Below are 19,777 nucleotides of genomic sequence, written 5' to 3' on the forward strand. Positions count from 1 at the left end.
CCATGTCCGTCGGGGGCAGCGCGGCCGACGTGGCGCTGTCAGGGGATCGAGGGCACCTATCGGAGACGAGGTTGTTCGGTGGCGCTGTCGTCGGCCTCCACGTCGGCGATCCGGCGAGCTCGCTCGATGGGTACCTCGGCCGCCGGGGTGGGACGGCCGAAGAAGTAGCCCTGACCGAACGTGCAGCCCATGGACTCGAGCAGCAGGTGCTGCCACTGGGTCTCGATCCCCTCGGCCACGGCGACCAGACCGAGCTCGGCGGCGAGCGAGAGGATGGACCGGACGATGGCGTTGTCGTTGCCCCCGCTCCCCATGCCGGCCACGAAGCTGCGGTCGATCTTCAGGGTGTGCACCGGAAAGCTCTGCAGGTAGGTGAGGCTCGCCCAGCCGGTACCGAAGTCGTCGATGGACACGCCCACGCCGAGCCCGACCAAGGTCCGCAGGGCGTGGGACGCCTTGTCGAGCTCCTCGACGAGTGCGGTCTCGGTGATCTCGAGCCACAGATGGGCGGGATCGAAACCCGATGCTCGAATGATCTCGCTGAACCGCTCGGCCAGACCCGGGTCGGCCAGCTGTCGCGTCGACACGTTCACGGCGAGCCCGATGTCGATGCCGGAGCGACGCCACTGTGCGGCCTGACGGCAGGCGGCGTCGAGCACGATCTCGCCCAGTTCCACGATGAGGCCCGTCCGCTCGGCCGTCTCGAGGAACTCCGCCGGTGCGAGGGTGCCGCGTTCGGGATGCTCCCAGCGCACCAGCGCCTCGACCGTCAGGACGTGCCCGTCGGTGAGATCGATGACCGGCTGGTAGTGGACCACGAACTCGTCGTCGGCGATGCCCTGCTTGACCCGGGCGGCGAGGGCGGTGTCCAGCTCCAACATCCGCATGTGTCCGGCCACTTCGACGGGCCGGTTGACGGAGACGACGCCGATCGGCTCGCCCCCGTGATCACGCAGGAGGGTCTGCGAGCCCAGGATCTCGACCGTCGAGCCGTCGCGGGTGACCTGCCGGACCGTGCCGTGCCATCGGCCCGTCCGTTCGAGCTGGTCCCGCGCCTCGGCCGGCTGTCCGCCGTCCCCCACGCTCCGCAGCACGTCGAGGACGTGTCGCCCGAGCACCGCATCCTCGGACCATCCGTAGAGACGTTCTGCCGCGTGGTTCCAGCTCTGGATGTGGGAGTGCAGGTCGGTGATGACCACGGCATCGCCGACCTCGGCGAGGACGCCGGTGACCAGCCCGCGGAGCCGGTCTGGTGCATCGGTCACGGCCGTGACCTCCACCCGCCGCGCCTGCTCGCCGTGCCAGTCCACTGCTGTCGATGACACCTCGGCCACGACCATCTCGCCGTCACTTCGGCGGATCTGCATGATCTCCGACCGGCGGACATGGCCGGCCTCGATCTCTTCCCGGCGCGCCGCCACTGCCGCCTCCGACGTCGGCGCGGCCAGATCCTGGATGTTCTTCCCCACCAGGGTCGCCCGGTCGGACCCGCCGATGAGATCCTGGGCTGCGTCGTCCGCGAACACGATGAGGCCGTCGACGTGGACGATCACTCCCTCACGGGGCAGTGGAGGCGCAACCGCCCGGGGCACGTCGTGCGGGGCCGGCAGATCCAGTCGGTAGCCGGCCCCGGGAACGGTGACCAGGACCGCTGGGGCACCAGGATCGGTCTCGATCTTCTCGCGCAGCCGCCGGATGTGCTCGGTCACCGTCGCGGGCTGCTGCCGCTCCGATACCGAGCGCCACACGGCATGGAGGAGCTGCTTGTGGCTGAACACGTGGCCTGGACGCACGGCCAGGTAGGCGAGCAGAGCGAACTCCTTCGCGGTGAGGTCGACGACCTCGCCGCCGCACGTGACCTGCCGAGAGCCCAGATCGATGTCGCAGCGCCCGAGCTGGATGCGGGTGTCGCTTCGGACGTTCCGCCGACGCCGCACCGCCAGCACCCGTTCGGTCAGCTCTTGGAGGAAGAAGGGCTTCAGGACGTAGTCGTCCGCGCCCCGCTGCAGCGCGTCCACGCGGTCGGCCTCGGCGGTCGAGTCACCCAGGACGATGACGTGCGCAGTGGACCCCGACTCCCGGAGCACGTCGACGAGGTCCAACCCCGACACCGCCGGCAGCGCCAGATCCAGGATCACCACCAAGAAGGACTGCAGCTCGATGGCGGTCGTTGCCTCCGCCGCCGTCCCGGCGACGGCCACCTGGATGCCACGGTCTTGGAGCTGGTCCCGGAGGTCTGGCTCTGCGCCGACGATCAGCGCGTCCATCGGCCCGCTGTTCCCGAGATCCCCGTCCCCGACGCTCGCACCATCGTCGTGGGCGAGCGATTCTCGTTCGGCCAGGACCGCAAGCGGGTCGAGACGTCGATCTGCCGGTGCTCGACAACGAGGAACTCGGACACGAGGCCGCCTTCTGATGACCTGGGCGCCCCCACCAGGAAACCCTCGCGGGCGAGCGTGCGAGCAACGCTAACAGGGGCGGTCCGCACCCGACGGCCCGCGCCGAGGCGGTGAGACCTGCCGATGATCGCCGAGGCGACGGCCGAGCTCGACCTCTCGGGTGTCTCGAGCGCCGACATCGTGATGGCCGGCAGTGGGCCGGGGCAGACGGAGAACGCGTACCGGTTCGAGCTGGCGGACGTCACGTTCTGATCGCGCCGTTGAGCTCGGGTCCGCTCGTGGGTGTCCGATCGCTGGTCGACCCCTCCATCCGGGGCCTCAGCTCCGATGGGACTCGCCAAGATGACGTCGCACGCCAAGACGGCGTTCAGCGGCCCGCCGCGAGGCAGCGACGTCGTAGGCCACCCATGAGGAGGCAGGCCCGGGAATATGTTGTGGTCATGGAGGACCTCGAGAACGTGCGGATCGCCGACGAGGACCGGGTGCGGACGATCTCGATGCACCGTCCCGAGCGGCTCAACGCCTTCGACGGTGGCCTGGTGGTGGACCTGGCCGCCGCCCTCGAGGCGGCGGCCGGCGAACCCGAGGTGCGCGTCGTGGTGGTGACCGGGAGCGGACGAGCGTTCAGCACCGGCGCCGACCTCAAGGCCCTGGCCGAGCCCCGACCGGAGGAGGGCGGCCCAAGGGAGACCGGGGACGGCAACGGCTTCGACCGGCTCCTCGACACGCTGGCCGACTTCCCCAAGCCCCTCCTGATGGCCGTGAACGGCTATGCGGTCGGGTTCGGCATGACGATGCTCGCCTTCGCCGACGTCGTGTTCATGTCGACCGAGGCGCGCCTGCGTTGCCCGTTCACGGAGCTCGGGGCCCCGACCGAGGCCGGCTCCAGCTATCTGTTCCCGCAGCTGCTCGGTCGCCAGCAAGCGGCGTGGACGTTGCTGTCGTCGGAGTGGATCACCGCCGACGAGGCCAAGGGGATGGGGCTGGCCTGGCAGCTCTGCGAGCCCGAGGACCTGCTGGCCGTCACCCATGACCACGCCCAGCGGCTGGCGATCCACTCCCTGGAGGCGCTGTCGTCGGTGAAGCGGCTCCTGAACGCCCCGGAGCGAGCGGAGCTCGCCGCCGCCTTCGGGCGGGAGCGCGAGGCGTTGGCGGTGTTCGTCGCCGGGTTCTCGTCGCCCCGCTGACCGCGACTGCACTTCCGGGCGGACGGACATGACATCGGTCACTACGCTCGGACCATGTCCGACACGGCCACGCCCGACGGCTCCACCGAGCCCCACGCCCCGAAGACCACGGTCGATCGCAGCTCCTACGCGTCGGGGCTGGCCAGGTGGTTCGAACAGCGAGACGACGGTCGTCGCGACATCGAGGTCAGCGGCGTCGACATCCCGATGGCGACCGGCTTCTCCAACGAGACCGCGTTCTTCGAGCTCGACTGGAACGACGACGACGGTGCCCACCACCAGCGCTACGTCGCCCGCATCGAGCCCGGGACCGGACCGCTCTTCCCGCCGCAGACCGCCGCCACCGCGGTCTCGGTCGGGCTGCAGTACCGCATCATGGCCACCGTTCGTGAGTACGGCATCCCCGTCCCGCCGGTGGTCGACTACGAGCCCGGCTCGTCGGCGCTGGGCAACCCGTTCTTCGTCATGGAGTTCGTCGACGGGGTGATCCCGTCCGACACGCCCCGCTACAGCCAGGCCGGCTTCATCGTCGACGAGGCCACTCCCGAGGAGCGGCGGCGGATGGTCCGCACCGGGTTGGAGGCCATGGCGGCCATCCATGCCATCGACTGGCGCGCCGCAGGGCTCGACTGGCTCGACACTTCCACCGACGGCAACCCCACCCAGGCCGACCAGCTGCGCCTGTACCGGTCGTGGGTCGACCACCACCTCGCCGGTCGGCCGCACCCCGTGATCGACCGGGCACTCGACTGGCTGTCGGCCAACGACCCGCAGGACGAGCGCATCGGGCTCATCTGGGGCGACAGCCGGCTGGGCAACATCATCTGGAAGGACTACTCGCCCGCCGCGGTGGTCGACTGGGAGGCCTGCGCCCTCTCGCCCGGCGAGGCCGACCTCGGTTGGTGGCTGATGTTCGATCGCATGTCGTTCGACGACCTGGGTGCGCCTCGCCCCGAGGGGTTCCCCACCCGCGAGGAGATGGTCACGATGTACGAGGAGGCGTCGGGCCGAGAGGTCCGCCACCCCGGGTACTGGGAGATCTTCGGGGCGATGCGCTTCTGCGCCATCATGATCCCGCTCGGCGACCGCATGGTCGCCGCCGGGCTGATGCCGGCCGAGGCATCGATGGCCGTCGAGAACGACGTCACCGCGGCGGTCGCCCGCCTGCTCGACCAGTTCGCCTGAGATCCGAGCCGAGCCCGGGCGACGAGCCGCTCGAGCTCGTACTCGACTGGTCGGCGCACGGCATCCACGAACAGAACGTTCGACCTCGACGTGGCGGCCCGCGAGATGCTGACGCCGCCGAGAGCACGATCGGCCTGGCGTCGTCGGGGTGAGACCCCTGGCCAACGGGTACGAGACGGGTGGATCATGCAACCGAGCAACGGGAGGCAAGCGTGCGACGTCCGCTCTCGGGCCTGTGCACTGCGTTCGTCCTGGTCCTGGTCCTGGCCGCCTGCGGCGGCGACGAGGAAGACGACGCGTCCCCGACCACCGAGCCGCCGAGTTCGACGACCACCGACGCACCGGACGGCACCGAGCCGTCCGAGGACACGGACGCCTGGCAGCCGTGTGAGAGCTCGGCGGGATTCTCGTTGTCGTACCCGGCCGATTGGGAGACGAACGCCGGCGACGTCGTCGGCCCGTGTTCGCAGTTCGATCCGGAGCCCTTCGAGGTGCCCGAGGCGACCGACGAGCGCGTGGCGGTGATCAACGCCTACGTCGACCCGGTGGGCTTCGCCGATGCCGCCGCCCCTGGTTCGGACCGGATGGAGACCGAGCGCGCGACGACGGTCGTCGACGGCCGTCAGACCGTGCGCCTGGAGGGGCCGGCCAGCGAGCTCTTCGGCGAGGGAACCACGGCGGTGCGCTACCTCGTGGACGTTCCGTCCGGCGACGACGGGCAGCCGCGCACGCTGGTCGTCGATGCGGTGGAGCGGGCCGGCGGTGACTTCGACCGGGCGGTCGAGGTGCTCGACCGGATGGTCCGCAGCATCGACATCGGAGGCGCGGACGGCATCGTCGATGGGCAGACCGTGGTCGCCCGCTACGGCGGCGGGGGAACCCCCTTCGCCGCAGGGGTGGAGCCCCGCGACGGCGAGCACTGCCTCACCGTGCCGTTGGAGGGCGACTCGGTCGAGGAGTGCTTCTCGGTCGGCGGTCCCGACGACGTTCGCGTCGCCGACCTCAGCGGCGATCTGCTCCCCGTGCTCGGCGGCATCACCGGCGCCGACGTGTTCCGCGTCGACGTGGAGCGCGCCGACGGCACCACGTTCTCGACGCTGCCGGTCCCCGTCGAGGACGGCGGAGCCCGAGGCTTCGCCGTACCGGTCGACCCTGACGAGGTGACAGGGCTCTCGTGGTCGTCAATGGACGGGACCCAGCTCGGATCCCGGGATCTCGATGCGGAGAGTGACGTCGAACCCGTCGTGGGGCTCGAGTCGCCGTCCGTCGCCGGTGCGTCGTACCCGGCTGCTGGTTCCGCAGCGGCATGGTGAACGCGGCACAGGAGGACCGACCTCGGGACCATGGGCGCAGACCAGTCCTCCACCCCGTCCGGACGTTGGGCACGGCACTCGTGGGCGGCACGGTCGGCGCGGCGGTCGTCGGGGGGGTCGTCGGGTACGTCGTCGCCGACGGAGGAGGGCTGGCGACGCTGGGAGCCGTGATCGTCGCAGCTGTGCTCGGGGCGCTGGGTGGCGTCTCGGTCGCCATGGCCATCGAGCTGCGTGATCGACCGCTGCGGTCTCGAGGGACGACGATCCTGACGGTGCTCGTCGTGGGTCCACCGCTGTGCGCGCTCGTCGCGTGGGGTATCGCACAGACAGAGCTCTTCGGCGAGGTCGACACCCGACATCTCTTCGTCGTGTGGATCGGGATCGTGCTGCCGGCGACGGCGCTGTTGGGCCGTTGGTTCTCATCCAGGACGTCGCCCGACCCCTGACGCTCGTGGTTGCGAGAGCCACGCAGCGGCATTCCGGGAGCGGCGCAGGGTCGTCCCGGTGCCTGCCGAGTACTCCTTCGTGGCCGAGGAAGCCTCCAGCCCGCAACCTGCACGTCAGCGCAGCCCTCTCCCGACTGCTCGACCAGTTCGCCTGAGATCTGCGCCGAGACGGTGGGGTCGGGGGTCGAGGTGGTCCTTCCCGGCGAGCTGCGGGAGACGATGGCCGGCATCGGTCGCCGCATCGCCGCGCTCCACGGTTCGCGCTGACGGCGACGACGTCCTAGGCGTAGCGGATCGCGTCGGGGTCCCAGTCGGGGTAGGACACCATCCGGTAGTAGTCGCTGGTCTCCCACGGGGCGTTGACCTGCATGCGGCCTTGGCCGTTCACGTAGTAGTTGCGCCGGGCGATGGCCTCGTCGGTGACCATGATGAGGTTCTGTGACTCCTCGACCAGGCGCTCGTTGTAGGCCTTGAACGCCTCGTGGGTGACCTCGACGGTCGACGTGCCGCGCTCGATCATCGTCGTGAGGCACCGAGCCACGAAGCCGGCCCACATCTGGTACCAGGCCGGCAGGGCGACCCCGCCCGACACCGGCTGCGAGTTCGGGCCGTACAAGACGAACAGGTTGGGGAAGTCGGGGACCATCATCCCCACGTAGGCCATCGGCGACTCCTCGTCCCACCGCTCGTGCAGGTTGGCTCCCTGACGGCCGTAGTACTCGGCCGGCCACAGGTACTTCACGATGTCGTACCCGGTCGCGCAGATCACGACGTCCACCTCGTGCACGACGCCGTCCTCGGTCTCGATCCCCGAGTCGGTGAACCGGGCGATCCCATCGGTGACCAGCTCGACGTTGTCGCGGGTGAGGGCGCGATACCAGCCGTTGTCCACGATCGGTCGCCGGACCATCGGCGCATAGTCCGGGACCAGCGCGTCGATCAGGTCCTGGCGACCGCCGGTCTCGCTGCGGATGTACTCGGTGAGCATGTTCCGGACGAACTCGCTCTTCTGGGTGATGCGGCCACCGGTGGCCTCGAACTCCGGGTCCCGGATGAGGAAGTCCTTGTGGAAGTCGAACAGGTGCATGATCGACGTGATCCGGCACCAGTTCCAGTACCCCGGCATCTCGTCGATGAGCCAACGGACCTCGGGCTCGACCGGGTCGCCGTACTTGTCCCGGGGGCTGATCCACTGCGGGGTCCGCTGGAACACCTCGACGTGCGCCGACATCTCCGCCACCCGGCCGAGCAACTGGACGCCCGTCGATCCGTTGCCGATCACCGCCACCCGCTTGTCGCTCAGGTCGATGTCGTCCGGCCACGCCGTCGGGTGGATCACGGTCCCCCCGAAGGCGTCGACGCCGGGGAACTCGGGCACCATCGGGTTGGCGAACAAGCCGGCCGCGCTGACCACGGCGTTCGCCTGATGCGAGACGGTGGAGCCGTCATCGAGACGGAAGGTGACGTGCCAGACCTCGGCGTCGTCGTCGAAGCGGGCCTCGACCAGGTCGTGGCCGAAGCGCACGTTCGGCAGCACGTCGAACTTCTCGGCGATGTGCTCGAGGTACCGCTTCACCTCCGGGCCCCGGGCGAAGTACTCCGACCAGGCGAAGTCCTTCTCGAAGCTGAACTCATAGGACGAGCTCAGGGTGTCGACGCGGATGTCGGGGTAGCGGTTGATGCTCCAGGTCCCGCCGAGCTCGCCCCGCCGCTCGTACACCGTGTAGGGGATGCCGAGCTGCTCGAGTTGCACGGCGGTGGCGATCCCGTTGAAGCCCCCGCCGACCACGGCCACGTGGAACCCGTCGGGCACGGCGCCGACACCGGATGGCCAGTCGGCGAAGAACGGGAACTCGTCGAACGAGAGCACGCCCTTGCGCAACTCGAAGTCGCCCTCCGGCGTGGGCACCCCGAGCACGAGGTCGAGCATCGTGCGGATCTCGTCGTCGCTCGGAACCCGCAGCTCCCAGGAGTCGAGGTCGCGCTCGATGAGCTCGACGCAGCGATCGACGAGACGCGCCCGATCCTCCGAGCTGAGCTGGGCCACCGGGCCCAGCGCGGCGACCTCGGCGTCGCCGCTGGCCTGGTAGACGGCGATTCGGAGCGCGGCGAGGTCTGAGCATTCGACGGCGCGGCGGATGTGGGCGTGAGTGACCTGGGGCACGGTGCTCCTCGCAGGGCCGGGAACCTCGCGGCGGCCCTTTCGCAATATAGAAAGATCCTTCAGTGCTCTGTAGGAGCCTACGAACGGGCCGAGACCGAGGTCAATCCGCCCCCCGATCCCGCCCACAGGTCGGCCGGCACCCGCCGACCCGGTCACGAGGGAACCGGCGTCCTGGGTCGCGACGAGGTCACCGTCGTCCGAGGGGAAGGGGAGTGAACGGCGCGGCAACCAGATAGAGAGGGCGCATGGCAAACCTCACCGTTCTCTACACCAAGCCCGAAACCGACGCCGAGGCGTTCCTCGCCGAGTACAAGCAGGACCACCTGCCGATCGCCGCCAAGTTCCCCAAGATGACCTCGCACACCACGACGGTGTTCAGCGGCACGCCGCGAGGCACCGAGCCCCCGTACTACGTGATGTTCGTCGGCACCTGGGCCTCACAGGAGGACATGCAGGCGGCGATGAGCGACCCGAGCATCATGGAGGCGAGCAAGCACGCCATGGGCATGACCCAGAAGTACGGCAACAAGGCCGAGATGTTGGTCGGCGACGAGGCCTGACTCGCGGCACCGCAGGTCGGAGGCCCGCTTCGGCGGGCCTCCGTCGCGCTCGGGCGCCCGTCGATCCGCAGATCGGTAGGTTCGAGCCCGGTCACCCCGCTCATGATGTCGCGATCCGAGAGGAGGCCTGGTCCCCCGTGACGGAACCGGTGCCAGCAACCGATGCCGCTCGACCCGGGACGGAGACGTCGAAGGATCGCGGGCAGTGGACGTCGGAGCCCGCGTTCATCTTCTCGATGGCCGCAGCGGCCGTCGGCCTCGGCAACCTCTGGCGCTTCCCGTATCTCGCCGGCGAGTACGGGGGTGGAGGGTTCATCCTCGCCTACCTCATCGCCATGGCGGTCGTGTGCCTGCCGTTGATGTACCTCGAGGTGGCCGCTGGTCGCCTCGCCCAGGGCAACACCGTGCACACGTATCGGCAGGTCCGCCGCAGCGGTGCGTGGTACGGCTGGTTCGTCGTCGGGCTCACTGCGGTGATCACCAGCTACTACCTGGTGATCACCGGCTGGACGATGGGCTACGCCGTCGACGCGGTACGCCTGGACGTCGGCTCGTTCTCGGACTTCTCCGACGGCTACGCCTCCCTCGGCTGGCTCCTGGTCGTCCTCGCCCTCGGTGCGTTCGTGCTCCTACGTGGCCTCAAGGCCCTCGAGACCTTCTCCAAGTTCATGATGCCGGTCCTGTTGCTGGTCGTGGTCGGGCTGGTCGTCGCCGCCAGCCGCACGGCCGGGTGGGCAGAGGCCAAGGACTTCCTGCTCGACACCGACCTGTCCGCCCTCAGGGATCCCTCGTTGTGGGTGATCGCGTTCGGGCAAGGCTTCTACTCCCTGGCCATCGGCCAGGGGTACCTGGTCACTTACGGCAGCTACATCCCGAAGAAGACCCACGTGCCCCGAGCGTCGCTCATCGTGGCGGGCACCGAGACCTGCATCGCGCTGCTGGCCGGCTGGATGATCTTCCCGTTCGTGTTCACCCACGGCCTCGACCCGGGCGAGGGCAGCCAGCTCGCCTTCAACACGCTGCCGCGAGCCTTCGAGGCCATGGCCTGGGGGGCACCGTTGGCCATCGCCTTCTTCGGTCTGTTCTTCGTCGCCGCGTTCAGTTCGAGCCTGGCTGGTCTGAAGGTGATCCTCAGCACCGTCGCCGAGGAGTTCCGACTTCGCCATCGCAAGGCCGTCGTGGTGGTGATCGGCCTCATGCTGGTCCTGGCGTTGCCGTCCGCGCTCAGCTTCACCCCCTTGGAGCTGAGCATCGGCGACACGCGGTTCCTCGACTGGGTGGACCAGAACGTGGGCGGGCAGGTGATCCTGTTCTCCGGGATCTTCGGGGCGGGCTTCTTCTGCTGGCTGGTGCCACCGAGCCGGCTGCAGCGAGCCCTGGGCACCTCTTCGAGGTGGTGGGTGGCGCGGATCTACCTCGTCGGCCGCTGGCTCCCGGCCGCCGTGCTGGTCTGGATCGCCATCACCGTCGTGTGGTGAGGGGCAGATGAGTTCCGCTGGAGCTCCACATGGGTAGCGACGCCTCGCTGGTCGCTCGCAGCTTCGACATCGAGTCGATGGGCCGACGGCGACGTGGTCGACGTCGAGCTCGAGGTCACCTGCTGAGGCTCGGTCGGCGCTCCCCGTCTACACGGCGACGATCGTCACGAGGCGGCCCAGAGGTCGAGCACCTCGGCGGCGCGGGATTCCGCGTCGTCGCTGTCGACGTTGCACGTCACGGCCACCGCCACGCCCGACGCAGGTTCCATGGTGATGGCCGAGGAATAGCCGATCCACGAGCCCCCGTGGCTGATCACCGGACCTCGGTCGCCGTCGGTCAGCTCGAGTCCGCCGCCGTAGCGGGTGCCGTCCTCGTCGGCGAGCGGTCCGGGTGACAACATCACGTCGAGCCACGCGGGTGAGCCGAGCCCTTCTTCGGCGATGGGGTCGAGCAGGAACAACTCGGCCCACCGCAGCAGCTCGAGCGCCGTCGAGTGGAGCGCTCCGTCTCCGGTCTGCCGCCACGCCGACCCGATCGCGACCCAGCCGTCTCCGTCGTCGTCGGTCGTCTCGGCATCGTCGGCGAAGGCGTAGCCGGGAGCTTGGTCGGCCAGCAGCACGCCCTGGTCGTCGCGTACGACGGAGGACGACATGCCGAGCTGACCGAGGATCTCGGTGTCGACGACGTCGGGGAAGGGACGTCCGGTGACCGCCTCCACGATCAGGGCGAGCAGGACGTAGTTCGTGTTGGAGTACTCGAAGCGCTCGCCCGGCGCCGCGGTGGGAGCGCCGTCGTCGGAGACGACGACCTCCACGGCGTCTGCCATCGTCGTGGGTTCGTCCAGTTCGGCGTCGAGCAGCGAGATGTAGTCCGGTAGGCCGCTCGTGTGGTGGAGCAGGTCTCCGACCGTGATGGTGTCGTCGAAGCGTCCGAGGTCGGGGAGGAGCTCGGTGATGTCGTCGTCGAGGGCGAGGTCGCCGTCGACGACGAGCAGCGCGATCGCGCCGGCGGTGAACTGCTTGGAGACCGAGCCGACGTCGAAGAGCGTGTCCCGGTCGATCAGGACCCCTTCCTGCACGTCCGCCGCGCCGACGTGCAGGTCGAAGGTGCCCTCCGGGTGGCGGACCGCGACCGAGCACCCCGGTGATCCGGCGTCGAGATCAGCGAACACCTCGGCGGTCCTCGACGGCGCCTTCGAGCGGCTGGTCTGTTCGGGATCGGACGACTCCGCTCCGCCTGCGCACGCCGTGAGCAGCAGACCGGCGGCGAGGCTCCACGTCGTCCTCCCCATGGCCGGCGACGCTACCCGTTCCGTCGCGGCGGTGGCCTGGGCCGCCCGCTGACCCGTCAGGAGGCCGGGCGGGGGCCGGGGTGGGAGGCGCGGTACTGCTCGAGCTTGCGGGGCGCGTCGACGCCGAAGAGGATCTCGGCCACGTGCTCCAGCCCGTCGGAGTCGAGGTACTGCACCGCCGGCACCACGAGCTCGATCTTGGAGCGACGCCGCATGAAGTCCTCCAGACGGGTGACCATCTCCGTCGACGCGGCCAGGTGCAGCTCCACCCGCAGGTAGTCGGTGCCTCCGAGGATGTCGTCGGCCATGGTGGGGTCGGAACGGATGGCTTCGAGCATGGAGAAGGCCCGACGCCCGTACCGGCGCCAGAGACGGTCCGACAGCGGCTCGACCCCCGGCCGGTCCCGCCGGTCGTCGAGGCGCATGAGCCGGGCCTGGCGATGGAACTCGGCTCGGGTGTCCGCCGCCGGCTCGCCGTACCAGTTGCCCTGGTCGGGCTCCAGCACGAGGCCCAGCGACTCGACCGCCGCGGCCACCTCTTCGCCGACGTTGATGCAGTCGGTGAGCTTCCCGCCGAACACGGTGACCGCGCGGCGGCGCCGGTCGACCTCGATCTCGTGCTTGCGGCTGAGCGCGGTCCAGTCGACGTCGCTGGTGTCGCCGCCGTCGGTGGGGACCACCAGCGGGCGCACCCCGGAGCGCTCGGCGATCACGTCGTCGGTGGTGAGCGGCTCGGCGAGCTCGAGGCGGGCGTTGATCTGGGACAGCAGGAAGGAGCGGTCCTCGTCGTCCACTGCGGAGTACGGGCTGTCGACCCGGGTGTCGGTGGTGCCGATCACCGACCGCACGCCCATGGGGATCACGTAGAAGAGGCGCTGGGTGTCGTCGAAGAACGCCAGCACCCGGTCGTCGTCGCCGGTGGTGAGCCGGGGGACGACCAGGTGGATGCCCTTGGAGTAGACGATGCGGTGCGTGGTCTGCACGCCCATGTCGGCGTTGAGCCCGTCGACGAACGGTCCGGCCGCGTTGACCACGATCCCGGCGCTGCTCTCGAACTCCTCGTCGGTCTCGAGGTCGCGCAGGCGCAACCGCCAGCCGCTCCCGCTCGGCTCGGCGGTGACCAGCTCCACGTAGTTGGCCGCCGTCGCGCCGGCCTCGATGGCCGAGCGCACGAACGAGAACACGAAACGGGCGTCGTTGTCCTTCAGGATGCAGTCGCGGTACTCGATGCCGCCCCGGACGGAGGTGGTGTCGATCACCGGCTCGGCGTCGCGGACCTTGGCGGCGCTGAGGAGCCGGGGGGCGCGGGTGCGGAAGTTCCCCAGCACCCAGTACGCCGTGGCGCCGAGGGCGCTCAGCCACGGCGGGTACGGCGACGAGGTGTCGAGCGCAGCCAGGAAGGAGATCTCCTGGACGTTGTCGGGGTAGGCCCGCATGAGCCGATTGCGCGACCGGCAGAGCTTGCGCACCAGCGGGATCTCGTAGTTCTCGAGGTACTTGAACCCGCCCCACACCAGGTTGGAGGACTCCTGGCTGGTGAACGAGGCGAAGTCGCCCCGATCGACGACGGCGACGTCGGCGCCCCGGCCGGCGAGCGAGGCGGCGACGACGGCGCCGTTGATGCCTCCGCCGACGACGAACACGTCGAACGAGCCCTCTCGCAGGCGGTCGATGCTCGTGTCCCGCAGCGTCATCCGGTCACGGTAGCAACGGCGAACCGCAGGCCCCGGTCCGGCAGACGGCAGCCGTCTCGACGCCTCGGTCGCCCGGTCGAGCGGCGAGGCTCACCACGCCCGGACCATCGGTGAGGTCGTCCTGGGAGGAGAATGAGCGCCCGGCGCGGGATGCACCTCCCGTGACGACCCGATGTGAGGAGCACAGATGACTCGGTATGTCGCCGCCATCGACCAGGGCACCACCAGCACCCGCTTCGTGATCTTCGACACCGACGGCCAACCGGTGGGGATGGCCCAGAAGGAGCACGAGCAGGTCTACCCCCGGCCGGGGTGGGTCGAGCATCGGCCCCAGGAGATCTGGGCCCGCACCGAGGAGGTCATCGCCGAGGCCCTCGAGTCGGCCGGGCTGACCGCGGCGGACCTCGTCGCCATCGGCGTCACCAACCAGCGTGAGACCACCGTCGTCTGGGACCGTGCGACCGGCGAACCAGTGGGCAACGCCATCGTGTGGCAGGACACCCGCACCGATCAGATCTGCCGTGACCTGGCCGCCGACGGCGGTCGCGACCGGTTCCGCGCCTCCACCGGCCTTCCCCTCGCCACGTACTTCTCGGGCCCGAAAGCCGTCTGGATCCTCGACAACGTCCCGGGGGCCCGAGCGCGTGCCGAGGCCGGCGAGCTCCTGTTCGGGACGATCGACACCTGGATCATCTGGAACCTCACCGGCGGCGTGCACGGAGGCCTGCACATCACCGACGTCACCAACGCCAGCCGGACCCTGCTGATGGACCTGGCCACCCTCGACTGGGCACCCGACAACGTGGCCGCCCTCGGCATCCCGGCGTCGATGCTGCCGGCGATCCGGTCCTCGAGCGAGGTCTACGGCGAGGCGCGCCTGGCCGCCGTGGCGGGGGTGCCGGTGGCCGGTGACCTCGGCGACCAGCAGGCCGGGCTGTTCGGCCAGACCTGCTTCGACGTCGGCGACGCCAAGAACACCTACGGCACCGGCAACTTCCTGTTGCTCAACACGGGCACCGAGCCGGTGCGGTCCGATCACGGGCTGGTCACCACCGTCGGCTACCAGCTCGGTGACGCCCCCGCGGTGTACGCCCTCGAGGGGTCCATCGCCATCGCCGGGGCGCTCGTGCAGTGGCTGCGCGACAACCTCCGCCTCATCGACTCGGCGGCCGAGGTGGAAGAGCTGGCCCGCACCGTGGACGACAACGGTGGCTGCTACTTCGTCCCCGCCTTCTCGGGGCTGTTCGCTCCCTATTGGCGGGATGACGCCCGCGGGGTGATCGTCGGGCTGACCCGTTTCGTGGAACGGGGCCACATCGCCCGCGCCACGCTCGAGGCCACCGCGTTCCAGGGGCGCGAGATGGTCGATGCGATGCAAGCCGACTCCGGCGTCACGCTCCACGAGCTGCGCGTCGGCGGGGGCATGGTGAAGAACGAGCTGCTCATGCAGTTCCAGGCCGACATCCTCGGCATCCCGGTCATCAGGCCGGCGCTGACCGAGACCACGGCGGTCGGTGCGGCGTACGCCGCCGGGCTGGCCGTGGGGTTCTGGCCGGGCATCGAGGTGCTGCGCGGCAAGTGGGTCGAGGACACGCGCTGGCTGCCCCGCATGGACGAAGCCACCCGAGAACGCGAGCTCGCCCAGTGGAAGAAGGCCGTGACCCGCACCTTCGACTGGGTGGACGACCAGCCCGGCTAGTGCTGTGTCGAGGGCCATGGACACCGAGGCCCGGCTGCCGGCCAGCCGGGATAGAGGCGGGATGGGGAAGGATCGTGGGGTGAGCGACCTCTCCGACCCGCGCCTGGCCGATCGGCAGCCGAGCTTCGAGCCCGACCCGACTCCGGCCCGGGCCGATGCGGTGGTGGTGGGCGCCGGGCCGAACGGGCTGGTCGCCGCCAACCTGTTGGCGTCGGCGGGGTGGGACGTGGTGGTGCTCGAAGCCGCCCCGGTGCCCGGCGGCGCGGTGCGTACCGCCGAGGTGACGGCGCCCGGGTTCCGCAACGACCTGTTCAGCGCCTTCTACCCCCTCGCCGCGGCCTCCCCGGTGGTGGGGGCGCTCGAGCTCGAGCGCCACGGTCTGTCGTGGTCTCGGGCCCCGCTCGTGTTGGCGCACCCCACCCCGGACGGACCGACGATGGTCCTGTCCACCGACCTCGACCGCACGGCCGCCTCGCTCGATCGCTTCGTCCCGGGAGACGGCGATGCGTGGCGGACCCTGTACGGCACGTGGTCGAGGGTGTCCGGGCCGCTGATCGACGCCCTCCTGGCGCCGCTACCGCCCGTGGTGCCCAGCGCCCGCCTGGCGGGCCGCCTGGGGGTGCACGGCGGGCTCGACTTCCTCCGTGATGCCCTCACCCCGGTCCGCAGCCTGGCCCGGGAGCGCTTCGCCGGTGAAGGCGGTGCGCTGCTGCTGGCCGGCAACGCCCTGCACGCCGACTTCACCCCCGAGACCGCCGGTGGAGGGTTGTTCGGCTGGTTGCTGGCCTCGCTCGGCCAACAGCTCGGCTTCCCGGTGCCGACGGGCGGGGCGGGGTGCTTCGTCGACGCCCTGGTCCACCGGCTCCGTGGTCTGGGCGGGCGGGTGGTCACCGGGGCACGGGTGGACCGCGTGGTGGTGGAGGGCGGACGGGCGATCGGGGTCACGACCGAGCAGGGGCATCGGGTGGTCGCCCGCCGGGCAGTGCTGGCCGACGTGGGCGCTCCGTCGTTGTTCCTCGACCTGGTCGGGGCCGACCACCTCGACGATCGCCTGCTGCGGCGACTGGCGCGCTTCGAGTACGACCACGCCACGGTGAAGGTCGACTGGGCCCTCGACCGTCCCATCCCCTGGTCCGACCCGGAGGTGGGCGGGGCGGGCACGGTCCACCTGGCCGACAGCCTCGACGCGCTGTCACGGTTCGCCTACGAGCTGGCCACCGGCCAGGTGCCATCGCGGCCGTTCATGCTGATGGGCCAGATGACGACGAGCGACCCCACTCGCTCGCCGGCGGGCACCGAGTCGGCGTGGGCCTACACCCACGTGCCGCAGCGGGTGCGACGCGACGCCGGGGGGGACGGCCTCACCGGGTCCTGGGACGACCACGAGACGGAGCAGATGGCGGCTCGCATGGAACGCATCGTCGAGGAGTACGCCCCCGGGTTCGGTGCTCGCGTCATCGCTCGTCACGTGGCCACACCCCGATCCATGGAACGCGTCGACGCCAACCTGGTGGGCGGAGCCATCAACGGGGGCACCGCCCAGATCCACCAGCAATTGGTGTTCCGGCCCCTCCCCGGCGGCGGGCGGGCGAGCACCCCGATCAAGGGCCTGTTCCTCGCGTCGGCGTCGGCTCACCCCGGCGGTGGCGTGCACGGGGCACCCGGCTCCAACGCGGCACGAGCGGCGCTGGCCGCCGATCGGCGCCGCCGGGTGCTCCGGGCCGTGCGGCCGAGCCGCCCCCGGGGCTGACCTTCACCCACCCCTCGGAGGGCGAGGCCTCCGCCGATCGAGGGTCGCGCGCCGCCGAGGGCGACCGCGGCCGCCGTCGGGGCCACCACCGAACCCTGGGGGCGCCTGTGGCGACCACCAAGGCCGACATCTACGACCCGGACCTCCACGTCGACGGTCCGGCGGTCAGGTCTCGGGCCCCGGCTCGCCCTAGCCTGCGAGCATGCCCGACCTCCCCACCGACACCCTGGGCCGCACCGGCGAGGTGGTGACCAAGCTCGGCTTCGGTGCCATGGAGTTGCAGGCTCGGGTGGGCGAGGAAGCCGCTACCCGCGTCCTGAACGCCGTGCTCGATGCCGGCATCACCATGATCGACACGTCGCCCGACTACGGGCCGTCGGAGGAGTTCATCGGGGCGGGCATCTCGCACCGGCGCTCGGAGTACTTCCTCGCCAGCAAGTGCGGCTGCCAGGTCGATCCGCCGCCCCCGGCCGACAGCTTCCCGGCGCACGCCTACGACCGCCGCACCCTGCGCGGCGGCGTCGAGCAGAGCCTGCGACGGATGCGGACCGACCATCTCGACCTCGTGCAGGTCCACATGAGCCCATCGCGAGCGACGCTCGAGCTGCACGACTCGCTCGCCGAGCTCGAGGCGCTGCGCGACGAGGGCAAGGTCCGGTTCATCGGGATGTCGGGCACGCTGCCCGACATCGCCGACCACATCGAGATGGGCGTCTTCGACGCGTTTCAGATCCCCTACTCGGCGCTCGAACGCGAGCACGAGGACGTGATCTCCGCCGCCGCCAGTGGCGGCGCCGGCACCATCATCCGCGGTGGGGTCGCCCGTGGTGTCCCCGAAGCGCTCCCCGCCCAGTACGCCCGCCTCCCCGAGGAGATGCGGGCCCGCCTGGAGCAGTCCCTCGAGGAGCGCAAGGCCCGCTGGGCCGTCACCGAGTCCCGCCTCGACGACGTCCTCGAGGGGATGCCGCGCATGGAGTTCCTGTTGCGGTTCACCTTGTCGCACCCCGACATGGACACGACGATCGTGGGAACCTCCAGCGTCGACCACCTGGCGGCCAACGTCGCGGCGGCGGCCAAGGGACCCTTGCCACCCGACGTCTACGACGACGCCCTCCGCCGCCTCGCGTGAGTCGAGGAGTCAGCCGGTGGCCGCGTCGTGGATGGCGAACCGAACCCCGGTGAGCTCCTCGGATCGGCCCCACAGCTCCCGGGCGGCGGCGGGGTCCTTGGCCCGGGCGTTGGGGTTCACCTGGGTCGGCATGCCCCGCACCTCGAGCGGCCCGTCGGGCCCGTAGAAGCCGCCGGCGATCACGTCGGCCGACGTGGCCGCGTGGATGGTCGGCAGGGCACCCATGGCGTCGCTCTGGGCGATGACGCGGTTGGCCAGCTCCGTGGCCTTGAGCCACGGCCCCTCGGTGACGCCGCGCCCGCTCGTCTGCAGGTGGGTTGCCGACCAACCGGGGTGGGCGGCCACGGCGATGGTGCCCGACGCCGCCGCGGTGAGCCGACGCTGTAGCTCGAAGCTGAACAGGAGGTTGGCGAGCTTGGACTGCCCGTAGGCCGACCAACGCTCGTAGCGCCGCTCGCCCATGAGGTCGTCGAAGCGCATGCGCCCCATCTTGTGAGCGTTGCTCGAGACGTTCACGACCCGGCTGTGAGGTGTCGCCATGACCAGGTCCATCAGGTGGGCGGTGAGCGCGAAGTGGCCGAGGTGGTTCGTGGCGAACTGGGTCTCGAAGCCGTCGACGGTGACGCCTCGGGGGATGGCCATGACGCCTGCGTTGTTGATGAGCAGGTCGAGGCGGTCGTGGTCGGCTCGCACTCTCTCGGCGGCCTCGCTGACCGAGTCGAGCGACGCCAGGTCGAGCGGCAGGGTCGTCACCGTGGCGTCGGGGGCGGCGCGGCGCACCTCGTCGAGGGCGGTCGCAGCCTTGTCCGGGTTGCGGCAGGCCATGATCACCGTCGCCCCTGCTCGGGCCAGCCTGGTGGCGGTCTGCAGACCCAGTCCGCTGTTGGCCCCGGTGACGAGGGCGGTGCGACCCGTCTGGTCGGGGACGGTGTACTCGTTCGGATCGGTCATGGCTCTCCTCGGACGGGCACGGTGGCGTCTGGTGCCTCCGTGCAGGCTACGGAGACCGCTGCCGGGTCGCTCGGCCCGGGCCGACGGTGGCCCCGCCGCGTCGGCCGGCCCCGACCGGTCGTCGACGGTCCGCCGGCCGCTCGCATCAGAACGGGCGAGCGTTCACTTCCGCGAGTGCGGCGATGGAGAAGGTCCGGCGATGGTCGAGACGCCGCTGTTGGAACGGGTCCGGGCGTTGGCCCCGATGGTCGACGCCGCCTCCGACGAGATCGAGCAGCGGGCGGCGCTGACCGACGAGGTGGCCGCCGCCGTGCGCGAGTCCGGCGCCATCCACCTGGGCACCGACTCGCTGCGCAACCCGAGCGTCATCGGCCGCTGCTTCCGCGACATGAACGCCGCGACCCAGCACGTCATGGTCGGGCGCAAGACCCTCACCGACGCCGCCGTGGAGCTGCTGGCCGTCGGCTGAGCCACGCTCGGACACGCCCCTTGCCCTCCGGGGTCGGCGACTGCCACGATCGTGGGAACCA

16 protein-coding genes are annotated in these 19,777 nt (G+C 70.5%); 11 read left to right on the forward strand and 5 right to left on the reverse strand.

Going from position 1 to position 19,777, the window contains the following annotated elements; translation table 11 throughout:
* Positions 1-56: 56 nt before the first annotated feature.
* Positions 57-2,267, reverse strand: coding sequence for an EAL domain-containing protein (locus LUW87_RS17475; RefSeq protein WP_232672484.1), 2,211 nt, complete (start codon positions 2,265-2,267; stop codon positions 57-59).
* A 255-nt stretch (positions 2,268-2,522) separates the two neighbouring features.
* Between LUW87_RS17475 and LUW87_RS18940 the strand changes: the two genes are divergently transcribed.
* The 5 genes from LUW87_RS18940 (at position 2,523) to LUW87_RS17495 (ending at position 6,530) form a co-directional block, all read left to right on the forward strand.
* The gene (locus LUW87_RS18940; protein WP_283251227.1) at positions 2,523-2,651 is read left to right on the forward strand and encodes a hypothetical protein; all 129 of its coding nucleotides are present in this window, start codon (positions 2,523-2,525) and stop codon (positions 2,649-2,651) included.
* Positions 2,652-2,839: 188 nt separating this feature from the next.
* Positions 2,840-3,586, forward strand: coding sequence for an enoyl-CoA hydratase/isomerase family protein (locus LUW87_RS17480; protein WP_232672485.1), 747 nt, complete (start codon positions 2,840-2,842; stop codon positions 3,584-3,586).
* A gap of 54 nt (positions 3,587-3,640) precedes the next feature.
* Positions 3,641-4,771 (forward strand): phosphotransferase family protein, encoded by a 1,131-nt coding sequence (locus LUW87_RS17485; protein WP_232672486.1) that lies wholly within the window; start codon positions 3,641-3,643, stop codon positions 4,769-4,771.
* 212 nt (positions 4,772-4,983) lie between these two features.
* Positions 4,984-6,084, forward strand: a complete 1,101-nt coding sequence (locus tag LUW87_RS17490; protein WP_232672487.1) for a hypothetical protein — start codon at positions 4,984-4,986, stop codon at positions 6,082-6,084.
* A gap of 167 nt (positions 6,085-6,251) precedes the next feature.
* Positions 6,252-6,530: a hypothetical protein gene (locus tag LUW87_RS17495; RefSeq protein WP_232672488.1), complete on the forward strand. Its 279-nt coding sequence runs from the start codon at positions 6,252-6,254 to the stop codon at positions 6,528-6,530.
* Positions 6,531-6,810: 280 nt separating this feature from the next.
* Here LUW87_RS17495 and LUW87_RS17500 read toward each other — a convergent pair whose 3' ends face one another.
* Positions 6,811-8,694, reverse strand: coding sequence for a flavin-containing monooxygenase (locus LUW87_RS17500; protein WP_232672489.1), 1,884 nt, complete (start codon positions 8,692-8,694; stop codon positions 6,811-6,813).
* 245 nt (positions 8,695-8,939) lie between these two features.
* Here LUW87_RS17500 and LUW87_RS17505 point away from each other — a divergent pair, with 245 nt between their 5' ends.
* Positions 8,940-9,254 carry an EthD family reductase gene (locus tag LUW87_RS17505; protein WP_232672490.1) on the forward strand — a complete coding sequence of 105 codons (315 nt, stop codon included), beginning with the start codon at positions 8,940-8,942 and terminating at the stop codon, positions 9,252-9,254.
* Between the two features lie 149 nt (positions 9,255-9,403).
* Complete coding sequence (locus LUW87_RS17510) at positions 9,404-10,732, forward strand: sodium-dependent transporter (RefSeq protein WP_346742595.1); 1,329 nt, start codon at positions 9,404-9,406, stop codon at positions 10,730-10,732.
* A 164-nt stretch (positions 10,733-10,896) separates the two neighbouring features.
* On the opposite strand, the gene LUW87_RS17515 is transcribed toward LUW87_RS17510, so the two are convergent.
* Both LUW87_RS17515 and LUW87_RS17520 read right to left on the reverse strand, forming a co-directional pair.
* Positions 10,897-12,024: a serine hydrolase domain-containing protein gene (locus LUW87_RS17515; protein WP_232672492.1), complete on the reverse strand. Its 1,128-nt coding sequence runs from the start codon at positions 12,022-12,024 to the stop codon at positions 10,897-10,899.
* 56 nt (positions 12,025-12,080) lie between these two features.
* On the reverse strand, positions 12,081-13,718 hold the full coding sequence (locus LUW87_RS17520) for a glycerol-3-phosphate dehydrogenase/oxidase (protein ID WP_232672493.1): 1,638 nt from the start codon (positions 13,716-13,718) through the stop codon (positions 12,081-12,083).
* A 187-nt stretch (positions 13,719-13,905) separates the two neighbouring features.
* Between LUW87_RS17520 and glpK the strand changes: the two genes are divergently transcribed.
* From glpK to LUW87_RS17535, 3 genes are all read left to right on the forward strand, one after another.
* Positions 13,906-15,417: a glycerol kinase GlpK gene (gene glpK, locus LUW87_RS17525; RefSeq protein ID WP_232672494.1), complete on the forward strand. Its 1,512-nt coding sequence runs from the start codon at positions 13,906-13,908 to the stop codon at positions 15,415-15,417.
* Positions 15,418-15,580: 163 nt separating this feature from the next.
* Complete coding sequence (locus LUW87_RS17530) at positions 15,581-17,167, forward strand: phytoene desaturase family protein (RefSeq protein ID WP_346742596.1); 1,587 nt, start codon at positions 15,581-15,583, stop codon at positions 17,165-17,167.
* Between the two features lie 202 nt (positions 17,168-17,369).
* Complete coding sequence (locus LUW87_RS17535) at positions 17,370-18,296, forward strand: aldo/keto reductase (RefSeq protein ID WP_232672495.1); 927 nt, start codon at positions 17,370-17,372, stop codon at positions 18,294-18,296.
* 9 nt (positions 18,297-18,305) lie between these two features.
* Here the strand turns inward: LUW87_RS17535 and LUW87_RS17540 are convergent, their stop codons facing one another.
* On the reverse strand, positions 18,306-19,247 hold the full coding sequence (locus LUW87_RS17540) for an oxidoreductase (RefSeq protein ID WP_232672496.1): 942 nt from the start codon (positions 19,245-19,247) through the stop codon (positions 18,306-18,308).
* A gap of 199 nt (positions 19,248-19,446) precedes the next feature.
* Here LUW87_RS17540 and LUW87_RS17545 point away from each other — a divergent pair, with 199 nt between their 5' ends.
* Positions 19,447-19,716 carry a hypothetical protein gene (locus tag LUW87_RS17545; protein WP_232672497.1) on the forward strand — a complete coding sequence of 90 codons (270 nt, stop codon included), beginning with the start codon at positions 19,447-19,449 and terminating at the stop codon, positions 19,714-19,716.
* The last annotated feature ends 61 nt before the right edge of the window (positions 19,717-19,777 follow it).

Source organism: Rhabdothermincola salaria (assembly GCF_021246445.1).
In the GTDB taxonomy this organism is placed as follows: domain Bacteria; phylum Actinomycetota; class Acidimicrobiia; order Acidimicrobiales; family Acidimicrobilacustridaceae; genus Rhabdothermincola_A; species Rhabdothermincola_A salaria.

What these genes read in the sequence shown, in the direction of transcription:
- LUW87_RS17475 (WP_232672484.1), bottom strand. Translation starts at nt 2,267, where the DNA reads ATGGACGCGCTGATCGTCGGCGCAGAGCCAGACCTCCGGGACCAGCTC.
- LUW87_RS18940 (WP_283251227.1), top strand. Translation starts at nt 2,523, where the DNA reads ATGATCGCCGAGGCGACGGCCGAGCTCGACCTCTCGGGTGTCTCGAGC.
- LUW87_RS17480 (WP_232672485.1), top strand. Translation starts at nt 2,840, where the DNA reads ATGGAGGACCTCGAGAACGTGCGGATCGCCGACGAGGACCGGGTGCGG.
- LUW87_RS17485 (WP_232672486.1), top strand. Translation starts at nt 3,641, where the DNA reads ATGTCCGACACGGCCACGCCCGACGGCTCCACCGAGCCCCACGCCCCG.
- LUW87_RS17505 (WP_232672490.1), top strand. Translation starts at nt 8,940, where the DNA reads ATGGCAAACCTCACCGTTCTCTACACCAAGCCCGAAACCGACGCCGAG.
- LUW87_RS17515 (WP_232672492.1), bottom strand. Translation starts at nt 12,024, where the DNA reads ATGGGGAGGACGACGTGGAGCCTCGCCGCCGGTCTGCTGCTCACGGCG.
- LUW87_RS17520 (WP_232672493.1), bottom strand. Translation starts at nt 13,718, where the DNA reads ATGACGCTGCGGGACACGAGCATCGACCGCCTGCGAGAGGGCTCGTTC.
- glpK (WP_232672494.1), top strand. Translation starts at nt 13,906, where the DNA reads ATGACTCGGTATGTCGCCGCCATCGACCAGGGCACCACCAGCACCCGC.
- LUW87_RS17535 (WP_232672495.1), top strand. Translation starts at nt 17,370, where the DNA reads ATGCCCGACCTCCCCACCGACACCCTGGGCCGCACCGGCGAGGTGGTG.
- LUW87_RS17540 (WP_232672496.1), bottom strand. Translation starts at nt 19,247, where the DNA reads ATGACCGATCCGAACGAGTACACCGTCCCCGACCAGACGGGTCGCACC.
- LUW87_RS17545 (WP_232672497.1), top strand. Translation starts at nt 19,447, where the DNA reads ATGGTCGAGACGCCGCTGTTGGAACGGGTCCGGGCGTTGGCCCCGATG.